Below are 18434 nucleotides of genomic sequence, written 5' to 3' on the forward strand. Positions count from 1 at the left end.
CGTTGATACCCTTACTTCAGCTCGGAACCGTCGAGCGTGGTGTATTCGGTGACTGCAGCATTGGCTGCGGCTGCCGCATCATCAGGATTGGCGACAAGACCGATCTTGGCCAGCGCGCCGTCCTTGCTCCACATGGTCGCCCAGGTCGAGAGAAATTCCTTGAGGCCGGGAATGGCATCGAGGTGTGCTTTTTTCACGTACATGTAGAGCGGGCGTGCACCCGGATATTCGAAGTTCGAAATGTTCGCATAGGTCGGTTCGACGCCGTTCATCGGAAGGCCCTGCACCTTGTCGAGGTTCTCCTCAAGGTAGGAATATCCGAAAATCCCCACTGCGTTGGGATTACCTTCAATTTTCTGGACGATCAGATTGTCCTGCTCGCCCTGGTCGACATAGGCGCCATCGCTGCGAACTTCGGTGCAAACCTGGTCGTAGCGATCTTCATCGGTTTCCTTCAGCGCCTTGGTAGCCGCATCAGTCTTGCAGCCAGCTTCAAGGATCAGTTCCTTGAGAGCATCGCGCGTGCCGGAGGTGCTGGGCGGACCGTAAACGAGAATCGGTTCGTTCGGGAGCGAGGCATCGACATCGGACCAGTTCTTGGTCGTCTGCTCGCCGCCATAGGGCGAAGCAGCAAGAGCTTCGTAAACCATCTTCGGCGTGAGGTTCATCGTGATCCCGCCCTTCGAAGAGGCAAGCGCAATACCGTCAAGGCCGACCTGGACTTCGATGATGTCGGTGACGCCGTTTTCCTGGCAGCTGGCGAACTCACTCGCCTTCATGCGGCGCGAGGCGTTAGCGATGTCCGGCGTGTCGGCACCGACGCCCGAGCAGAACAGCTTCATGCCGCCGCCCGTTCCGGTCGATTCGATGATCGGCGAAGCGAACTGGGTGTCACGGGCGAATGCTTCGGAAACGGCCTTCGAGAACGGGAATACGGTCGAGGAGCCGACAGCCTTGATCTGGTCGCGCGAGGCGCCGCCAGCAGAATTGTCGCCACATGCGGCGAGGGCCAGAGCCGAAGCTGCAGCGAGAGCGAATTTGAAAGTCTTGGTCATTTGAAAACCCCTTGGTTGTCCAACTAGCCGCGCAAGAGCGGGAAATTGTTACATACTGACGACAAAAGTGTGACTTCCGCAAAAGGGGTTCGAATCGATGTTCGTGCCCCTAGCGGGATATGGATCAGAAATCGACCTGAGCGCGCACACCGAATGCATCCACCGTATAATCGGTGTCGCCATCGGCCTTTGCGTAGACGGCATCGGTGTAGTCCATCTTGCCGTAATTCAGGCTGAAGAGAGTGTAATCGGTCGGCTTCCAGATCAGCGATGCGAGGTAACCGTTCTGTTTCCCGCCGATAATGCCGGCATCGTTGAGATCGAGGTAGTCATAGCGCAGGTTCAGCTGGACCGACCCTGTGCCACCTTCGCCGACCGGATTTTCAGGCTTGGTACGGTCGAACTTGCCGCCCTTGTACCCGCGGGTGTCGCCCTTGGTCAGGAAGTAGCCTACTTCGGCATAGCCACCGAAGAACGTGGGATTATCCCCCATCGTTGGAATATCGACGTTCTGCCAATAGCCTTCGGCCGCGGCGTGGAACGGGCCCGAAATAACGGCGCCTTCAATACCAGCGCCAAATTCGCTTTCGGCATCGATATTGCCAGTGTTGACGAAGCGCTCGGAAGTGAAGTGAACAAGCGGGCGCTGGCGATAGCGGACCGTCGCATCGTCTTCGCCAAGTTCGTTGAAGTGGATCGATCCGCCGAAGTGGAACTGTGTATTGCCAGACTTAGGCATCAAGACCAGCCGTCCGTCGAACCCGCGATTATTGGTGCCGGTGTCGTCGAAATTGTCCGTAAACACGCCTGCCTGGGCGATGGCGATACCCTTCTCGTAGCTAACCGATGCACCGATGCGGCGCTCAAAGCCGAATGCATCAGTGAACGCTGCGCGCTCGATAAAGGTGGTGTGCAGGCTGCTGGTCAGTTCTTCCAGCGACTGAAAATTGTTGTGGTGGCCGATGGCGACTTCCAGATCGCCGTGACCGTAGGTCAGGATAGCGTCGGCGACCTCAACTTCATTGCCGGCGAAATCGATTTCGAACTTGTATCCGAAACCGCCGCCGACATCACCCGAAGCACCGAGACGTGCGCGGCGGACTTCATTCTGGAACCCATCATCGCGGCCGATCGAATCCGGAACGCTGGTGAAACCGGCGTCATACATCAGACGTCCGCGCGGCTTGAAACTCCATCCATCCTTCTTTTCCAAGGCCGCCACCTGCGGTTCGGGAGCGGGTGCCGGAGTGGCGACAGCTTCCGCGGTGGCGGCGATCGTTGCGTCTTGCGCGACGTTGGCAGCCTTTTCCTGTGCCAGTTCGCCCTCGAGTTGGTCGATGCGCGCTGCCAAGGTCGCAAGCTGGGCGCGCATTTCGGCCAAATCCTGCTGCGCAGCAGTGGGTGAGGCGTCTTGCGCAAAAACGGGGGTGGCAAATGTGCAGCTCATTGCGGCAGCAAGGACGGAAAGGCGGATAGAGGAGTTCATGTCGAAGAATCCGGATTTGGTTACGTTCTGATGACGCCTCTATGACCACGTCATTACGCTTTTGTGACAGCCCGTGCGGCGGCCACCAATGCCTGTGGAAACGCTGTGGAGAAGCTGTGAATCGCGGGTGGTGACGAACTCGCGCCGGCGGTTAGTCGGCTAGCGGAAGCGAGACCTTGACCCGCGTTCCTTCGCCCAACGTGCTGTCGATCGATAGTTTGCCGCGGTGGCGTTCGACGATGTGTTTTACGATTGCGAGGCCAAGTCCTGTGCCGCCGGATGCGCGGCTGCGGCCGGGATCTGTCCTGTAGAAGCGGCGGGTGAGGTGGGGTAGGTGCTCCGGCGCGATCCCGTCGCCGCGGTCGGTCACGCTCAGCACGACGCGGGAATCGCCCTGCGGTGCCAGTCTGACGGTGACGCTGCTATTCGCCGCGCCGTACTTCATCGCATTATCGACGAGATTACGAACCAGTTGCTCCAACTGCCTTTCGTCTCCCTGGACAGCGAAGTCACCGTGGGATTCGAAATCGAGCCTGTTCGAGCGCTCGCTCCCGGCTCCGTCCTGAGCGGCTCGTTTGACTAGCGCTGTAAGGTCTACCACTTCGGACGGCAGTTCATGTCGTTCCGCTTCGATCCGCGACAGTGACATCAAGTCACTGACTAAATCTTGGAGCCGTTTTGCCTCGCGCTGGATCGTGCCGAGAAATTTGTCGGCTGTCTTGGGATCAATGTCGGCCCCGTCTTCGCGGAGCGTTTCGACATACCCAAGGATTGACGCCAGCGGCGTGCGCAATTCGTGACTGGCGTTGGCAACGAAATCGGTATGGGCGCGGCTGATATCCGCCTCGGCGGTCTTGTTGACCAGTTCGATGACCGAAAGATCGCCGTTGAGTCGCTTGTGGTTTATTCGCCATATGTCGCGGCGTCTGGAAAGGCCGCGGATCACGGCAGCGCCGTCCTCGTTGCTATCGAGCAGCTTCACCGCTTCGGGCTGGCGCAGCGCCATTCTTACGTCTTGACCAAGTATGTGCGTACCCAGCAATCGGCGTGCAGCGATATTGGCGATGATTACCCGCCCGCCTTCGGTGAGCAAAACTGGCGTTTCGGAATGCTCGAAGAGATCGCCCATCGATTCGCGCGAGATAGAGCCATTGGACTGCTTCTCGACCGGCGGCGGCGGCGTGCCGCCCACCAGCCAAAGCGATCCTGCCCACACCAGCAGCATCACCGCAACGACGAGGAAATCGACGCCAAGGACGAGAAGTCCAACAGCGGTCGCAAGAGCCAACGAGAAAGCCGACCATGGAAAGGAGCGGGCGCTCATGAAGCCGCGCTTAGCGAGCGATTTCGGGCAGCGCCAGCGGCAATGTGCCGGAAGATGGGGAGAGGTGGTGACCCCTACGGGAATCGAACCCGTGTTTCAGCCGTGAAAGGGCCGCGTCCTAACCGCTAGACGAAGGGGCCTTGCCTGCTGCAGCAAAGCCACAGACGCAAAAACGCCACCGATGGTGACCCCTACGGGAATCGAACCCGTGTTTCAGCCGTGAAAGGGCCGCGTCCTAACCGCTAGACGAAGGGGCCATACCCGTTACCGGGTCGGTGGCGTGGCGGCGCACATATGCGGGGGCGCTCGGGGCGTCAACCCTTCAAATGCCCGGACCGGCTGTCAGTCCGCAAAAGCGGCATCTTCAAGGTGGAGTTCAGCTTGCCGTCGGCTGCCCCAGTCATCGATCTTCGCGCGGCCTGCGAGCCACAGACGCCGCCCTCGGGATCCATGAAGCAGCGCTTGACCCATATCACTTTCCGCCGCGCGGAACGCGATGCCTTTGAAACTGCGGCCGTCATCGCCGCTGGCGATCAGGCGGACGTGATCGGTCCCGACGATGTCGCATTTTACCAGCCGCACCGGGCCAACCGCTATCCGCGGTCCAGGCCAGCCAACGCCGTAAGGTCCGCCGCCATCGAGCGATTCGACCAGTTCGGGGGTCAGGCCGCCCGGGGCTACTGCGATATCGAGGAGCATTTCGCGGTTGCCGCTTGCCCGTGAAACCGCTCCTTCCAGATGCGCGTCAAGCCATTCGGCAAAGGTGTCCAGCTTGTCACTTGCAACCGTAAGGCCCGCTGCCATGGCATGCCCGCCGCCTTTGACCAGCAACCCTTCCTCGCTCGCCCGGATGATTGCCGCGCCAAGATCGACTCCGGGTATCGAACGGCCCGAACCTTTTCCTTCTCCGGTCTGCTCGTCGATCGCGATAACCACAGAAGGTTTGCCGGTCTTTTCCTTGATGCGTCCGGCAACGATGCCGATCACGCCTGGATGCCAGCCGTTTGCCGCCAACACGTGAACCGCCCGGTTGTGCTGCGCGCCGAGTTGCTCCTCCGCAGCCTGCTGGACCTCCGCCTCTATCGCGCGGCGTTCCTCGTTGAGCGCCGACAACTGATCGGCAATCGCGGCAGCTTCCTCTGCATCCTCGGTCGTCAGCAAGCGAACACCAAGTGTGGATTCGCCCACACGCCCCCCTGCATTGATGCGGGGACCCAGTGCGAAGCCGAGATCTGAACAGGCAGGTGCCCGCTTCAACCGGCTGGCGTCGATCAAGGCGGACATTCCGATATTCGCGCGTTTGCCCATGACCTTCAGGCCTTGCGCAACGAAAGCTCGGTTGAGGCCATGCAAAGCCGCGACATCGGCGACAGTTCCAAGGGCCACCAGGTCGAGCAGCGCAAGAAGATCAGGCTCCTTCCGGTCGTCAAAATGGCCTTGCGCACGCAGGGTGCGGACCAAGGCAATTGCCAGCAGGAAGGCGACGCCGACGGCGGCCAGGTGGCCATGTGCCGCAGCCAGATCATTTTCGTCGAGGCGGTTCGGATTGACGAGAGCGGCAGTGCGGGGAAGATCCGCAGCACACTTGTGGTGATCCACCACGATGACATCGATCCCGGCATCTCTGGCCATGCCGAGCGCCTCGTGTGCCATGGCGCCGCAATCGACTGTAACGATAAGGCTCGAACCGGTTTGCCCCAGTTTGACCAATGCCTCGCCAGACGGCCCGTAACCCTCCAGCAGGCGATCAGGGATGTAATAGTCAGCGTCCACACCAAGATCACGTAGCAAACGGATCAGGAGCGCCGAACTTGTCGCGCCGTCGACGTCGTAATCGCCGTAAACCGTGATCTTTTCCTGTCCGAGCACGGCCTGTGCAATTCGTTCTGCGGCCACGTCCATGTCGTTGAACTCGGATGGATCGGGAAGAAAGTCGCGCAGGGTTGGCGAGAGATGCCTGTTCAAGTCATCCTGATCGACACCCCGCGCCAGCAGTATCTGGCGAACGATATCCTCGCCATTTCCGAAGTTACCCTGACCAAGGTCCATGTTGCCGCCCCGCCATCGCCATGCGCGCCCTGTCAGAGATTGAGAGACACCGAACACATGGGGGAGGGCAGAAGTGGCCATTACCCTTCTTACTGTGACGGCAGGACTGGCGGCAAGCGCCGCGGCATTGACAATCTACAGCGGTAAGCGATGTTCTAAGGTGTCATGACGCCTCCATCCCTCCTCATAGCCTGGCATAGCCGTACCGGTGCCAGCGAAGCGCTTGCCCGCGCCGCGAAGGATGGCGCCGGTGAGGCCGGCAACCTTCTTTGGGCGGGAGATGTAGAGCCGGAGCATTTGCTGGAGGCGCAGGGATACCTCTTCGTGTGTCCGGAAAACCTGGCCACCATGAGTGGGCTGATGAAAGAGATGTTCGACCGGTGTTATTATCCGGTGTTGGGCCGTATCGAAGGTCGCCCATTTGCAACCTTGATTGCAGCGGGTTCCGATGGCGAAGGCGCCCAGCGACAAATCGATCGCATTGCCAAGGGGTGGCGGCTGAAGCGCATCGCTGAACCTGTAATCGTGAAGACATACGCACAAACCCCTGAGGAGATTATGGCTCACAAGTCTCTCGGCAAAGCCGATATCGAGCAGGCTTTCCAGCTGGGGCAAGGGTTTGCAGAAGGGTTGACCGAAGGAATCTTCTGAACTGAACTAGGTCGTTAATGGATGTAAAATCCTCGCAAGCCCTCGACGGATTTCAGTATTGCGCTAAGGGTCTGAGACTGAAGGGCGATTGGGGACGGGTTCGGAAAATGCGGCGGGGAAAGGCAGTGCCTATTGGGCCATCGCATAGCGCCGATGGCCTGTTTTTCCTGTTCGACAAAGGTGCTCGCCCGGGTCGCGCCGCCTTGATCGATGCGCTTGGCGCAAATCCCGGAATTTCAATCAGTCACGATCCTTTCCGGGACGATGTTCCGCACGTGCAATCCTCCAGTGCCGCGAATGCAAATCGCTCGGGTGACTGGCTCGAGGTCTTGCATTGGGGAATGACGTTCGACTGCCTCGGACTTGCTCCGGGACCTGCAGTCGCCGTGCCTGATGTGGTCCAACGGTTCAACTTGCCGGCCGATCTCGAGACAGGGTCGCTGGATGCAGTGGCGCTGGTTCCGGGACCGCATCTCGCAGATGCCGCGAACAGTTTGCCTGTGGTCCGATCCATGCTCGATATCGCCGCCACGCTTACTGATACGTTGGATGCAGTACAGGCCATCTGCTGGTCTCCTGCCAAGTCTGCCATCGCCCCGAGTTTCTTCAGCGGTGCGGTGCGAAACTGGATTGATGGCGGACCATTCCCCGCTCTTGGATTGACCGGCCTGAGCATGAGCGAGGCGGGCACATTGGAAACAACCGGCCTGAACTGGTTTATCGGGCAAGAGCTGGTTCTGGATTACGCTTTGTCTGAAGATCGCGTCGCCGCCACGCGCCTGATTGTGCGATTGGTGCACGAATTGGTGGCGAACGGTCCGGTCAGGGATATCGCTGAACTCCAAATCGACCGCGATCACAAAGTTATCCTTCAACCAATGCCGGGTGGGCGCATCGAGGTTACGCTGATGTAATCCGTGACACTACCGGGTCGCAAATCAGGTGCTGGTCTCAGGGCCAGCCTGCCGTTTCGTTCGGTCAATCGCCGCGGGTTTCCGGGGCACGATCCCTTTCTGCAACGCCATCACATATTGCCGCGCCAGCTGCTGAATGCCGATTGCTTCGGTTCCATGTTTGCAGTGCTGGGGCGTGAGCGGATCGGGTTTGATGATTTCCGCATCAATGGTCTGCTCCTGCCTTCCAGCGAACCAGCCGCCAAGCGGACATTGCTTCCGCTTCACCGCGGCCCGCACCGGGACTATAATGCGATGGTGATAGACCGGGTCGGATCGGTTGAAGCGCAATGGTCAAAGGCACGCCTTGCGGATGCGGACATAGCTGCAAGTGAGGCTTTGTTGCGACTTGGGCTGCTTCAAAAAGCCTTGCGCCGCCGCCTGCTGGATGAGGGGCGGCCAATCAGGCTCAATCGCAGGGATCCTGTTGGCGCAGATCTCGACTTTTCCGACCTCGACGCAATGGCCGAGATTTTATGGCGTTCTGCCGCCTAAGCTATACGCTGAGCCAGTTCTTCCTTCGCGGTGATATATTCACGCTCTAGACGCGCGACCATGTCCTCGACAGGCGCAACCTCGCGGACTGTCCCGATGCCTTGGCCCGATCCCCAGATATCTTTCCAGGCCTTGGCCTTGGTATTGCCGCCGCTGCCGAAATTCATCTTGCTCGGGTCGCTTTGCGGCAGGTTTTCAGGGTCGAGGCCCGCGTTCTCGATACTAGAGCGGAGATAGTTGCCGTGCACGCCGGTGAACAGGTTGGAATAGACGATGCCGTCTGAGCTGCCTTCCACGATGCCTTGCTTGTAGCCATCGACTGCATTGGCTTCTTCAGTCGCGATCCACGGTGAACCGATATACGCGAAATCTGCACCGAGCGCCTGCGCGGCAAGGATTGAACGACCGTGAGCGATCGAGCCTGAAAGTGCGATGAGCCCGTCAAACCATTCTCGGATTTCCTGCATCAATGCGAACGGGCTGAGCGTTCCGGCATGGCCGCCAGCCCCGGCCGCGACGGGAATGAGGCCGTCGGCGCCCTTTTCGATCGCCTTGCGGGCGAAGCGGTTGTTGATCACATCGTGCATCGTGATGCCGCCCCATCCGCGGACGGCATTGAAGATTTCCTCGCGCGCACCGAGCGAAGTAATGACGAGCGGAACCTGCCACTTGGCGCAGGTTTCCATGTCCGCCTCGATCCGGTCATTCGAGCGGTGAACGATCTGGTTGACCGAAAAGGGCGCTGCGGGACGATCCGGATTATCGCGATTATGCGCCGCAAGTTCTTCGGTGATGCGGTGAAGCCATTCGTCCAGCTCGCTCTGTGGTCGAGCATTGAGTGCCGGAAAACTGCCGATAATTCCTGCCTTGCACTGCGCAATGACCAGTTCGGGACCTGAAACGATGAACAGGGGCGATCCGATGACCGGAATGCGAAGCTTGTCGAAGGGTGCGGGCAGGCTCATGCGGGTAGGCTCCTCTCACGAATTGTGAGGGAACGCCTATGGTGCAGCGTCGTCCTTGTCGAGGGTGACGTTACGTAAAGGTCAGCCGCTCGGCAGCACGTGCTCGATCCCATAGATCCGCGCAGCAGTGCCTGCGAAGAGGGCCGCTTTCTCGTCTTCACTGTGTCCCTGGGCCAGAAGTTTGAACGCGTTCCAAAGGGTAGGATAGCTCGCACCCCATCTGTCGACGGGATAATTGCTTTCGAACATTCCCCGTTCCGGACCGAAGGATTGGATGCAGGTTTCAATATATGGACGCCATAAGGCGGCGAGATGTTCGGACCCGTAACCACGGGCAGGGCCTTCTTCGGGCATACCGCAAAAAGCCATTGCCAGGCCGCCCAGCTTGACCGCGACGTTCGGGCAGTCTGCCAGCGCATGAATTGAAGCGCGCCAGCGGTCGAAATTCTCGTGCAATTTGCCCCGATAGCTGGCGATGTTCAGCGGTGTTCCGCAGTGGTCGAGAATGATCTGCTGGTCAGGAAATGCTTTTGCCAGTTCGAGAACGTCGCCTAATTGTGATTCAAGCAACCAGGCATCGAATGTCAGGCCGTATTCGCCATATGCCGCAAATCCGGCGCGGAAGGCGTCACTGGAATAAAGGCCTTCGGGCGCGTGAAACGGAGGGCCGAGTACGTCGGCATCAGCATCCCATGCAGCAGCGTGCCGGATTCCCCGAAAGCGTCCATTGCCTGCTGCAATCAGTGCTTCGACGACCGGTTTGACCTTGTCGCCCAACGTAAGATCGGCATGACCCACAATGCCGGCACAAGGCCTACAGTCGCCGTATAGTCCGCTAGCGCCCTGCGCGGCGACCCCGTTGACGAACTCCACTTCGCCTACCGGCTTCATGGCTTCGTCGCGGCTGGCATCGTAGAATGCGCCGCATTCCATGAAAACGGTGCCGACGATATTGTGGCCGCTACCTGTGTCCGCCTGCAATTCGTCGAATGTGTAGTACGCAGCGCCCGCGATTGCTTCGATGAAATCGTGCCGGGGTTCAGGGAACGCAGGCATTAGCGGCCGTAGATCCCAAAGGTGATGATGCGGATCGATGATCGGCAGGTCGGGTTCGAGAATTGCTTCGGGCATTCTGACTCTCCTTTTTCACCGGGCTACGCGAGGCTCCCCGCGTTCATCCCTGCCGTCTCTCCTCCGGCCTTTTGCATCATGGCATGAATCGCATCGGGATCGCATCCCCCTTCGACACAATCGACCGACACGAACACTTTGCCTTGCCTTATTTCCTGTTCGTAAAGGGTCGCAGAAACGCCGTCGACGTCGTGATCGGTCAACATCTTGGCAATGCCGCTACCGGTGGCGCCGATGATGCCTGTAACCGTCGCAATGGAGGAAAAAGCCGAGCCTGTCAGTGCGCCTGCCACGGCGACCGGTCCTACCCCTGGAATGAGCAGGATCGCGGTGCCGAGCATGGCGCCGGCAAGACCGCCCCCAGCCATCGCGGACGCAATACCTAGATAACCGTGGCCATCTGCTGTCTCGTATTGTGTGTCGAGATATTGACTGGTTCGCCAGACTAGCGAAATCGCCTCATCCGTAATTCCCATCTTGCCCAGTTCCTCAACCGCTTTCTCGGCAATTTCAGGACTGTCGAAAATGGCGGTCACCATGTGCGTGGACTTGGAATAGAGCTGACGCCGCGCGTCCACGAAGGCTCGCGCAAATCGTTCACGCTGGCTTTCGTTCGAAAAAACAGCGCGCAGTCCCGCAGATTCGTGCAGCTTCTTCAAGCTTGGCGAGCCTGATCCGCGAAAGAGGGTGCGAAGCAGCATGTCGACATTGGAGGGTCTGAGCTTGGAATCGGTGCCTCGATTGATCCACTCGAGGCGTTCCGGCCGCGGGTGGTTGCGGTCCAGATAGTACAGCGCTGGAAGCTGATCGGCTCTAACTACGAAGGACGGCTCTTCCACGGACACGCTTTCTCACGGCAGCCTTGGGGGGCTGTATGTATGCGATTGCGACCACTCTCTAAGTATAAGCGAAGCGACCGGATTGTATACAAACGCCGTAATTTTTTCTCAACGTTGTCAGTTATTTCGCGGCTTGGGCAAGAAGGTGAGCAGAATTTGCGGCGCTAAGAACTGCCCTGACACTGGCGGTTGCGATGTCTTCGTCGATTCCGCAGCCCCACAGTGATCTGCCGTCATTGGTGCGGCATTCCAGATAGGCTGCTGCCCTACTGTCACGGCCGGCCGTCAGCGCATGTTCGCTATAGTCTACAATTTCAAGCTGGAGACCGAACGCGTCCTCGATCGTCGAGAGGACCGAGGAGATAAGGCCATTTCCCCGCCCCGAAACGCTTTGCGGGGTTCCGCCGACTTCGATCCGGCCAGTGAAAATGCGCGTACCGTCGCTCGTTCGGCTCTCTTCGTAGTCGACCAGCTGGAATTGCTTGCCGCTGGTCTGGACATGATAGGCTTGCTGGAATGCCAGCCAGATATCTGACGCGTTGAGTTCGCGGCCCAGTTCATCTGCCATGCGTTGGACATGCGGGCTGAAGTCGGCCTGCATCTTCTTGGGCAATTTGAGGCCCTGGTCCTGTTCCAGTACCCACGCAAAGCCGCCTTTGCCGCTCTGTGAATTGACGCGGATTACGGCCTCGTAGCTGCGGCCCAGATCGGCAGGGTCGATCGGAAGGTAAGGGACGCGCCACTGCGGGTCGTTCTGGACCTCGTGGGCGCCGAAGCCTTTCTTGATTGCGTCCTGATGGCTGCCGGAAAACGCGGTGTAGACCAGTTCGCCGCCATAGGGATGTCGCTGATGGACGGGGAGCTCGTTGCAATACTCGACCGTTTCGATCACGCGGTCGATGTTCGAAAAATCGAGATCGGGATTAATCCCCTGAGTGTACATGTTGAGTGCCATCGTCACGAGACAGCAATTGCCCGTCCGCTCGCCATTTCCGAATAGGCACCCTTCGACGCGGTCTGCGCCTGCCATCAAGGCGAGCTCAGCCGCTGCAACGCCTGTGCCGCGGTCATTATGCGTGTGCAGGCTGATCACGGCGCTGTCGCGGTCTGGGAGGTTGCGGATGAAGTACTCGACCTGATCGGCGTAAATATTGGGCGTTGCCGCCTCGACTGTTGCGGGCAGGTTGAGGATGATCGGATGCTCGGGAGTGGGTGCCAGCACGCCCATGACAGCTTCACAAACCTCGAGGCTGAAATCGAGTTCTGCAGTGGAGAATGTTTCGGGTGAGTATTGAAAGGTCCATTTTGTACCGGGCTGTTTGGCAGCCTCGTCGCGCATGACCTTCGCGCCTGTAACAGCAATCTCGCGGACCTGGTCCTTGGTCATCCCGAAGACGACTTCTCGCCATGCCGGGCTGACCGCATTGTAGAGATGCACGATTGCCTGCTTTGCGCCTTGGAGACTGGCAAAGCTGGTGCGGATCAGATCCTCGCGGCTTTGTGTCAGGACCTGAACCAAAACATCGTCCGGCACACGGCCTGACTGGACAAGGCCGGAGATGAAATCAAACTCGGTCGCACCTGCGCTGGGAAAGCCGACCTCGATTTCTTTCACGCCGATTTCCACCAGCAGGTCGAAGAAGCGGTTCTTCTTGTGCGCATCCATCGGGTCGACAATCGCTTGATTACCGTCGCGCAGATCGGTCGACAGCCACCGCGGCGGAGCAGTGATGGTGCGGGTTGGCCACTGGCGGTCAGTAATCGGGACCTGCGGAAATGCTGAATATTTGGCGCTTGGATCGCTAAGCATGGACATTGGGGGTACTCGTATCGGAAGGTCTGCGAAGGTCAGTTTAGCCCTTGGGTGCGCGGCGCACCCTGTCGGCACGCCAAGGTCACGCCCAAGGGCGTGTAAGTCGCAGAATGAGTCCGATGCCGTTCATGGGATGAGACATTGCGCATATTTGCGCTGGCGACAAGGTGTAGTTTGCATTTCTAACGCCAGCGTAGGCGGTCTGGGGTCAATTGTTTCACACTGGTCACGCCCATCAAACGCATTCCGCGCTCTATCTCGTCTTTCAGGATGCCGAGTGCCCGCTCGACACCAGCCTGGCCCGCAGCAGCTAGTGCGTAGAGGTAGAGCCGCCCGCCAGAGGCCGCCGTTGCCCCTGTGCACAGGCTCTTCAGCACATGGGTGCCGCGCCGGATGCCGCCGTCACAGATAATCTCGATTTCGCCGCCGACAGCGTCAACGATTTCGCCCAATTGATCGAAAGGTGCGCGGCTCCCGTCGAGCTGTCGGCCGCCGTGATTGGAAATCATGATCGCGTCGGCACCAATGTCCACCGCGCGACGTGCGTCGGCCGCACTCATGATGCCCTTGAGGCAAAAAGTGCCGCCCCAGTCCTGTCTGATCCGGGCCGCCGTATCCCAGTCCATGTTCGTATCGAGCATGGTGTTGAAATAGTCCTGAATGCTGACAGCCTTGCCGGTCCCCTCCCGCACGTGGTCATCGAGGTTCGGCAGTCGGAACTTGGGCGAGAAAAGGTAATTCAGCGTCCAGTAGGGCCGCGTGGCATAGCTCCACAAAGACGACGCGGAAAAGCGGGGCGGGGTAGTGAAGCCCGAACGCAGGCACCGTTCGCGCTTGCCTGAAACGATGGTGTCCACGGTTAACGCCAACGCATCGAACTTTGCCTCCTGACAACGCTCGATCATCGAGGCGTTGAGGCCCTTGTCCTTGTGAACATAGAGTTGGAACAGCTTCGGGCCGCTCGTGAGGCTGGCTATTTCTTCGATGGAATGGGTCGCGAGGCTGGAGATACCAAACCACAAGCCGAATTTTTCCGCCGCGAGCGCAACGGCGCGCTCACCGTCCCGGTGAAATGCTCGCTGGAGAGCGGTGGGGCTGAGCATCAGGGGCAGGGCGCTTTGCCGGCCCATAATGGTGCAGGATGTGTCGATCTCTCCCACTCCGGCAAGAACATCAGGTACCAGATCGACATGGTCGAAGGCGCTTGTGTTGCGCGCCTTGGTGATTTCATCGTCTGCTGCGCCATCGATGTAGTCGAACACCGGCCATGGCAGTCGCTTTCGCGCAAGCTGGCGGAAGTCATCGATATTGTGACAGTCTGTCAGGCGCATACGATCAACTCCGACCCAAATGTTTCTGCTCGATGTCGGTCAGATGGCAAGGCTCGGTGATGGGAGCCAGCGTTATGGCATCGAACAACTCGGTGCGGCGGCGATCCTTCGACAGCATATCCTTGATCATGCGAGGCAAGAAGCGGCGCAGCAACTTGTTCATGGACAAGGGTCGCAAATTGGAGGTGTCTCCCTTGGCATCGCCGAGGAAGAGATGACCGAGCGGCTCGCCGAGGCGTTTTCTGCCCTCCGCATCACAATTCGCCAATATGGTTGTGACATAGGGAATGCGCGCATTCTTGTAGGTGTTGAACATCGGTGTTCCGCAGCAGGACGCGTACCACCTCAGTGTCGGACCATTCGTCATGTGCAGCCCGGCAAGCTTGTCCTTGCCTTGGTGAATGCGCATCCTTGCGCAGCGGGACTGATACAAGGCCGTGCCGTCATGCTCGTCGAGAATGCGATCTTCCTGACCGAAATGGCGAACAAGATCGCGGCAGTCGGTGCAATGGCAGACGACGTGATCGCCTTGTGCGGCGGTCGCGTGTTCAATCACACCCGTGACCTCGCCGCAGCGACAGGCAAAGGGCAGTTCGATAGACGCGCTCACAAGAAAATTCCCATGAGCGCGTACCTATCGTTCAGTTCTTGTCCTTGTCGACCAGCTTGTTCGCCCCGATCCACGGCATCATCGCGCGCAGCTGCGCACCGGTCTTTTCAATTGGATGGGCAGCAGCAGCTTTCCGGCTGGCCTTGAGTTCGGGTTGCCCAGCCTGGTTGTCGAGCACGAAATCCTTCACGAACCGGCCTGACTGGATGTCCTTGAGCACGCGGCCCATCTCGGCCTTGGTTTCTTCCGTGATGATGCGCGGGCCGGTCTTGATATCGCCGTATTCGGCGGTGTTCGAGATCGAATAGCGCATGTTGGCGATGCCGCCTTCATAAAGCAGGTCGACGATCAGCTTGGTTTCGTGGAGACATTCGAAATAGGCCATTTCCGGCGCATAGCCTGCTTCGACCAGCGTCTCGAACCCGGCCTGGATCAGATGCGTGATGCCGCCGCACAAGACTGCCTGTTCGCCGAACAGGTCGGTTTCACATTCTTCCTTGAAATCGGTCTCGATAATGCCGCTCCGGCCGCCGCCGACGGCGCTGGCATAGGAAAGGGCGAGCTGTTTGGCGAAACCATTGTCGCCGGACTGGCTGCTTTCCTGGTGGATCGCGATGAGGCACGGAACGCCGCCGCCCTTGATGTATTCGCCGCGCACGGTGTGGCCGGGGCCCTTGGGCGCGATCATGATGACATCGACGTCTGCGGGCGGGTCGATCAATCCGAAGTGGATGTTGAGGCCGTGGGCAAATGCTAGCGCGCTCCCGGGCTTCATCTTGCCGGAAACTTCGTTCGCGTAGATCGCAGCCTGATGCTCGTCAGGTGCGAGGATCATCAGGACATCGGCCCACTCTGCCGCCTCCGAAACCGTTTTGACGGTAAAGCCTGCGCCTTCGGCCTTCTTCGCCGTTGCAGAACCTTCGCGCAGCGCGATGACGACCTCGCCAACCCCGCTGTCGCGCAGATTCTGGGCATGGGCGTGGCCTTGGCTGCCATATCCGACGATGGCGACCTTCTTGTCCTTGATCAGTTGCTGGTCGCAATCGGCATCGTAATAGACTTGCATTTCTAACCCCATATTAGACGCGGCCTTCACCGCGCATCATTCCTACGATCCCCGAGCGGCCGACCTCGACGAGGCCGAGTTCGCGCATCAGGGCGATGAAACTGTCGATCTTGTCCGGCGCGCCGGTCAGTTCGAAGACGAAACTGCTGGTAGTCGTGTCTACGACGTTGGCGCGGAACAGCTCGGCGATACGCAGTGCTTCGACCCGGTTATCGCCTTTGCCCGCCACCTTCACGAGGGCGAGTTCGCGTTCGACGTGCGATCCCTCTTCGGTCAGATCGATGACCTTGTGCACCGGCACCAGCCGTTCAAGCTGCGAGCGGATCTGGTCGATTACCGGTTCCGGCCCGCGGGTGACGATAGTAATCCGGCTGATAGCGTGATCTTCCGAAATGTCGGCCACGGTCAGACTGTCGATATTGTAACCGCGAGCGGTGAACAGGCCGGTGATCTTGGCAAGGATACCCGGCTCGTTGTCGACGATCACATTGAGGACGTGCCGTTCGCTGGCTTGCTCTGCGATCTTCACTCGCTGCGCTCCTGCCAAACGGGCTCGAACATCCGGCCATCGCCGTCGTATTCATTGAGGAACACGCGGCCCATCCGAACCGCCTCGAAATTATCGGTCTGGCGCGACAGGTCCAGCTGATCGGGGAGCAGAGCCCAGTTCCCGTCGTCGCGCTTTTCAGCGACGTCTAGGCCGATGAAGCGGTGTCCGTTGTCTTCCAGCCAGTCGAGCAATCGCCCGGCATCCTCGCGGCTGAACCAGCGACGACGCTCTGCGCGTTGCTCAAATTCGGTCGGGATTCTTGCGAGCATACCCATCAAACCAGCGCCTTTGCTTCGTCGTCCATCGTGCCGCCTACGTGGTCGCCGTAAAGCAGCATTTCCGTATGTGCTGCGCCGCTCGGGATCATCGGGAAGCAATTTGCATCCTTGGCCACCTGGCAATCCACCATCACCGGACCATCATGCGCGAGCATGGCTTCGATACCGTCATCGAGCTGGCTTTCATCTTCGATGCGGATGCCCTTCCAGCCGTAAGCCTCGGCCAGCTTCACGAAGTCAGGCAGGCTATCGGAATAGCTGTTCGAATAGCGGCTTTCATAGGTCAGTTCCTGCCACTGGCGGACCATGCCCATGTACTCGTTGTTGAGGATGAAGACCTTCACCGGCAGACGAAACTGGCTGGCAGTGCCGAGCTCCTGGATATTCATCTGGATGCTGGCTTCGCCGGCGATGTCGATCACAAGGCTGTCGGGATTGCCGAGCTGCGCACCGATGGCTGCGGGCAGGCCGTATCCCATCGTGCCAAGCCCGCCGCTGGTGAGCCATTTGTTCGGGCCCATGAATCCGAAATACTGCGCCGCCCACATCTGGTGCTGGCCGACTTCGGTGGTGATGATCGGGTCGCGGTCCCTGGTCAGCGCGAAGAGCCGTTCGATGCTCTTCTGCGGCATGATCACATCGCTGCGTTCCGGATAGGCAAGGCAATCGCGCGCTTTCCAGCCGAGAATGCGGGCCTGCCATTCCGACAGGTCGTTTGCCTTCCGGCTGCCCCATTGCTGCAGAATCTGGTCGAGGACGTTGGCGCAGTCGCCAACGATGCCAAGATCCACTGGCACGATCTTGTTGATCTGCGCCCGGTCGATGTCGATGTGAATTTTCTTGGCTTGCGGCGCAAAGGCATCGAGCCTGCCGGTCACGCGGTCATCGAAGCGCGCGCCAACCGCTACGATCAGGTCGGCCCGGTTCATCGCCATATTGGCTTCGTAAGTTCCGTGCATCCCGAGCATTCCGAGCCAGTCGGGATGATCGGCTGGAAATGCGCCCAGACCCATCAGTGTGCTGGTGACCGGTGCACCGGTTGCCTTCTGGAGTCGGCGCAGCAATTCGGTGGCGCGCGGGCCGGCGTTGATGACCCCGCCGCCGGTATAGAAAATGGGACGCTCGGCCGCAGCAAGCATGGCTGCTGCCTGCTCGATCTCGGAGGCACCGCCATCCACTTGCGGCTGGTAGCGGTGCGAGGGCAGGGGCGCCTCGTCCTGATCGTCCCAGGATGCGAGGGCGATCTGAACATCTTTCGGAATGTCGATGACAACGGGGCCGGGCCGGCCGGTGGTCGCAATGCGGAACGCTTCCTCAATCGTGGCGCGCAGGCGCTCGGGGTCTTTGACGAGGTAATTGTGCTTCGTGCAGTGGCGCGTCAGACCGACAGTGTCGGCTTCCTGAAATGCGTCTGTTCCGATCAGCGCGGTGGGAACCTGACCCGTGATTACCACCATGGGGATGGAATCCATGTAAGCGTCGGCAATGCCGGTCACTGCATTGGTGGCACCGGGGCCACTGGTGACAAGAACGACACCAGGCTTGCCGGTGGACCGGGCATAGCCCTCGGCAGCGTGTGCTGCGCCGGCCTCGTGACGCACGAGTATGTGACGCAGATTATCATCAGCGAAAAGCTCGTCGTAGATCGGCAACACTGCGCCGCCGGGATAGCCGAATACGAATTCGACACCCTGCCGCTTCAGGCATTCAATCAGGATCGCGGCGCCGCTGCGCTCTTCCGACACGAGTATTTCCTCCGTTACGAGTCACAAATCGGCCCGGCGCTGGGGTCATAGCACCGGGCCGACTGGACCTTCCGTATGAGTAACGAAAGGAAC

17 protein-coding genes and 2 tRNA genes are annotated in these 18434 nt (G+C 59.5%); 3 read left to right on the forward strand and 16 right to left on the reverse strand.

Annotated features, from left to right (window positions below):
- Positions 1-11: 11 nt before the first annotated feature.
- The 6 genes from K3166_RS04750 to recJ all read right to left on the reverse strand — a co-directional run bounded on the left by K3166_RS04750 (position 12) and on the right by recJ (position 5995).
- Positions 12-1055 carry a substrate-binding domain-containing protein gene (locus K3166_RS04750; protein ID WP_221423528.1) on the reverse strand — a complete coding sequence of 348 codons (1044 nt, stop codon included), beginning with the start codon at positions 1053-1055 and terminating at the stop codon, positions 12-14.
- Between the two features lie 124 nt (positions 1056-1179).
- A complete protein-coding gene (locus tag K3166_RS04755; RefSeq protein WP_221423529.1) occupies positions 1180-2541 on the reverse strand; it encodes a porin in 1362 nt (453 codons plus the stop codon).
- A 151-nt stretch (positions 2542-2692) separates the two neighbouring features.
- Positions 2693-3865, reverse strand: coding sequence for a sensor histidine kinase (locus K3166_RS04760; RefSeq protein ID WP_221423530.1), 1173 nt, complete (start codon positions 3863-3865; stop codon positions 2693-2695).
- 65 nt (positions 3866-3930) lie between these two features.
- Positions 3931-4005, reverse strand: a tRNA-Glu gene (locus K3166_RS04765).
- Positions 4006-4047: 42 nt separating this feature from the next.
- Positions 4048-4122: transfer RNA gene (locus K3166_RS04770), tRNA-Glu, on the reverse strand.
- A gap of 85 nt (positions 4123-4207) precedes the next feature.
- On the reverse strand, positions 4208-5995 hold the full coding sequence (gene recJ, locus K3166_RS04775) for a single-stranded-DNA-specific exonuclease RecJ (protein WP_221423531.1): 1788 nt from the start codon (positions 5993-5995) through the stop codon (positions 4208-4210).
- 84 nt (positions 5996-6079) lie between these two features.
- Between recJ and K3166_RS04780 the strand changes: the two genes are divergently transcribed.
- From K3166_RS04780 to K3166_RS04790, 3 genes are all read left to right on the forward strand, one after another.
- Positions 6080-6565: a flavodoxin family protein gene (locus K3166_RS04780; RefSeq protein WP_221423532.1), complete on the forward strand. Its 486-nt coding sequence runs from the start codon at positions 6080-6082 to the stop codon at positions 6563-6565.
- A 125-nt stretch (positions 6566-6690) separates the two neighbouring features.
- The gene (locus K3166_RS04785; protein WP_221423533.1) at positions 6691-7479 is read left to right on the forward strand and encodes a hypothetical protein; all 789 of its coding nucleotides are present in this window, start codon (positions 6691-6693) and stop codon (positions 7477-7479) included.
- Positions 7480-7482: 3 nt separating this feature from the next.
- Positions 7483-8013 carry an AHH domain-containing protein gene (locus K3166_RS04790; protein WP_247714738.1) on the forward strand — a complete coding sequence of 177 codons (531 nt, stop codon included), beginning with the start codon at positions 7483-7485 and terminating at the stop codon, positions 8011-8013.
- Here the strand turns inward: K3166_RS04790 and K3166_RS04795 are convergent.
- The 10 genes from K3166_RS04795 to ilvB all read right to left on the reverse strand — a co-directional run bounded on the left by K3166_RS04795 (position 8010) and on the right by ilvB (position 18341).
- Positions 8010-8978, reverse strand: a complete 969-nt coding sequence (locus K3166_RS04795; protein WP_221423534.1) for an NAD(P)H-dependent flavin oxidoreductase — start codon at positions 8976-8978, stop codon at positions 8010-8012. The genes K3166_RS04790 and K3166_RS04795 overlap by 4 nt on opposite strands.
- A gap of 81 nt (positions 8979-9059) precedes the next feature.
- Positions 9060-10109: an amidohydrolase family protein gene (locus K3166_RS04800; RefSeq protein ID WP_221423535.1), complete on the reverse strand. Its 1050-nt coding sequence runs from the start codon at positions 10107-10109 to the stop codon at positions 9060-9062.
- Positions 10110-10132: 23 nt separating this feature from the next.
- Positions 10133-10948 carry a hypothetical protein gene (locus tag K3166_RS04805; RefSeq protein ID WP_221423536.1) on the reverse strand — a complete coding sequence of 272 codons (816 nt, stop codon included), beginning with the start codon at positions 10946-10948 and terminating at the stop codon, positions 10133-10135.
- Between the two features lie 121 nt (positions 10949-11069).
- Complete coding sequence (gene leuA, locus K3166_RS04810; RefSeq protein WP_221423537.1) at positions 11070-12764, reverse strand: 2-isopropylmalate synthase; 1695 nt, start codon at positions 12762-12764, stop codon at positions 11070-11072.
- 179 nt (positions 12765-12943) lie between these two features.
- A complete protein-coding gene (locus tag K3166_RS04815) occupies positions 12944-14092 on the reverse strand; it encodes an alpha-hydroxy acid oxidase (RefSeq protein WP_221423538.1) in 1149 nt (382 codons plus the stop codon).
- A 4-nt stretch (positions 14093-14096) separates the two neighbouring features.
- Positions 14097-14702 carry a DUF6151 family protein gene (locus K3166_RS04820; protein WP_221423539.1) on the reverse strand — a complete coding sequence of 202 codons (606 nt, stop codon included), beginning with the start codon at positions 14700-14702 and terminating at the stop codon, positions 14097-14099.
- 31 nt (positions 14703-14733) lie between these two features.
- On the reverse strand, positions 14734-15768 hold the full coding sequence (gene ilvC / locus K3166_RS04825; RefSeq protein WP_221423970.1) for a ketol-acid reductoisomerase: 1035 nt from the start codon (positions 15766-15768) through the stop codon (positions 14734-14736).
- A 13-nt stretch (positions 15769-15781) separates the two neighbouring features.
- Complete coding sequence (gene ilvN / locus K3166_RS04830; RefSeq protein WP_221423540.1) at positions 15782-16297, reverse strand: acetolactate synthase small subunit; 516 nt, start codon at positions 16295-16297, stop codon at positions 15782-15784.
- Entirely contained in the window at positions 16294-16593 is a 300-nt protein-coding gene (locus K3166_RS04835) for a hypothetical protein (RefSeq protein WP_221423541.1), read from the reverse strand. Before K3166_RS04835 ends, ilvN begins: the two co-directional genes overlap by 4 nt.
- Positions 16593-18341, reverse strand: coding sequence for a biosynthetic-type acetolactate synthase large subunit (gene ilvB, locus K3166_RS04840; RefSeq protein ID WP_221423542.1), 1749 nt, complete (start codon positions 18339-18341; stop codon positions 16593-16595). Before ilvB ends, K3166_RS04835 begins: the two co-directional genes overlap by 1 nt.
- Between the last annotated feature and the right edge of the window lie 93 nt (positions 18342-18434).

The organism is Qipengyuania psychrotolerans (genome assembly GCF_019711355.1).
In the GTDB taxonomy this organism is placed as follows: domain Bacteria; phylum Pseudomonadota; class Alphaproteobacteria; order Sphingomonadales; family Sphingomonadaceae; genus Qipengyuania; species Qipengyuania psychrotolerans.

Excerpts from the sequence above, each read along its gene's own strand:
- K3166_RS04750 (WP_221423528.1), bottom strand. The coding sequence starts at position 1,055 with ATGACCAAGACTTTCAAATTCGCTCTCGCTGCAGCTTCGGCTCTGGCC.
- K3166_RS04755 (WP_221423529.1), bottom strand. The coding sequence starts at position 2,541 with ATGAACTCCTCTATCCGCCTTTCCGTCCTTGCTGCCGCAATGAGCTGC.
- K3166_RS04760 (WP_221423530.1), bottom strand. The coding sequence starts at position 3,865 with ATGAGCGCCCGCTCCTTTCCATGGTCGGCTTTCTCGTTGGCTCTTGCG.
- recJ (WP_221423531.1), bottom strand. The coding sequence starts at position 5,995 with ATGGCCACTTCTGCCCTCCCCCATGTGTTCGGTGTCTCTCAATCTCTG.
- K3166_RS04780 (WP_221423532.1), top strand. The coding sequence starts at position 6,080 with ATGACGCCTCCATCCCTCCTCATAGCCTGGCATAGCCGTACCGGTGCC.
- K3166_RS04795 (WP_221423534.1), bottom strand. The coding sequence starts at position 8,978 with ATGAGCCTGCCCGCACCCTTCGACAAGCTTCGCATTCCGGTCATCGGA.
- K3166_RS04800 (WP_221423535.1), bottom strand. The coding sequence starts at position 10,109 with ATGCCCGAAGCAATTCTCGAACCCGACCTGCCGATCATCGATCCGCAT.
- leuA (WP_221423537.1), bottom strand. The coding sequence starts at position 12,764 with ATGTCCATGCTTAGCGATCCAAGCGCCAAATATTCAGCATTTCCGCAG.
- K3166_RS04815 (WP_221423538.1), bottom strand. The coding sequence starts at position 14,092 with ATGCGCCTGACAGACTGTCACAATATCGATGACTTCCGCCAGCTTGCG.
- ilvC (WP_221423970.1), bottom strand. The coding sequence starts at position 15,768 with ATGCAAGTCTATTACGATGCCGATTGCGACCAGCAACTGATCAAGGAC.
- K3166_RS04835 (WP_221423541.1), bottom strand. The coding sequence starts at position 16,593 with ATGGGTATGCTCGCAAGAATCCCGACCGAATTTGAGCAACGCGCAGAG.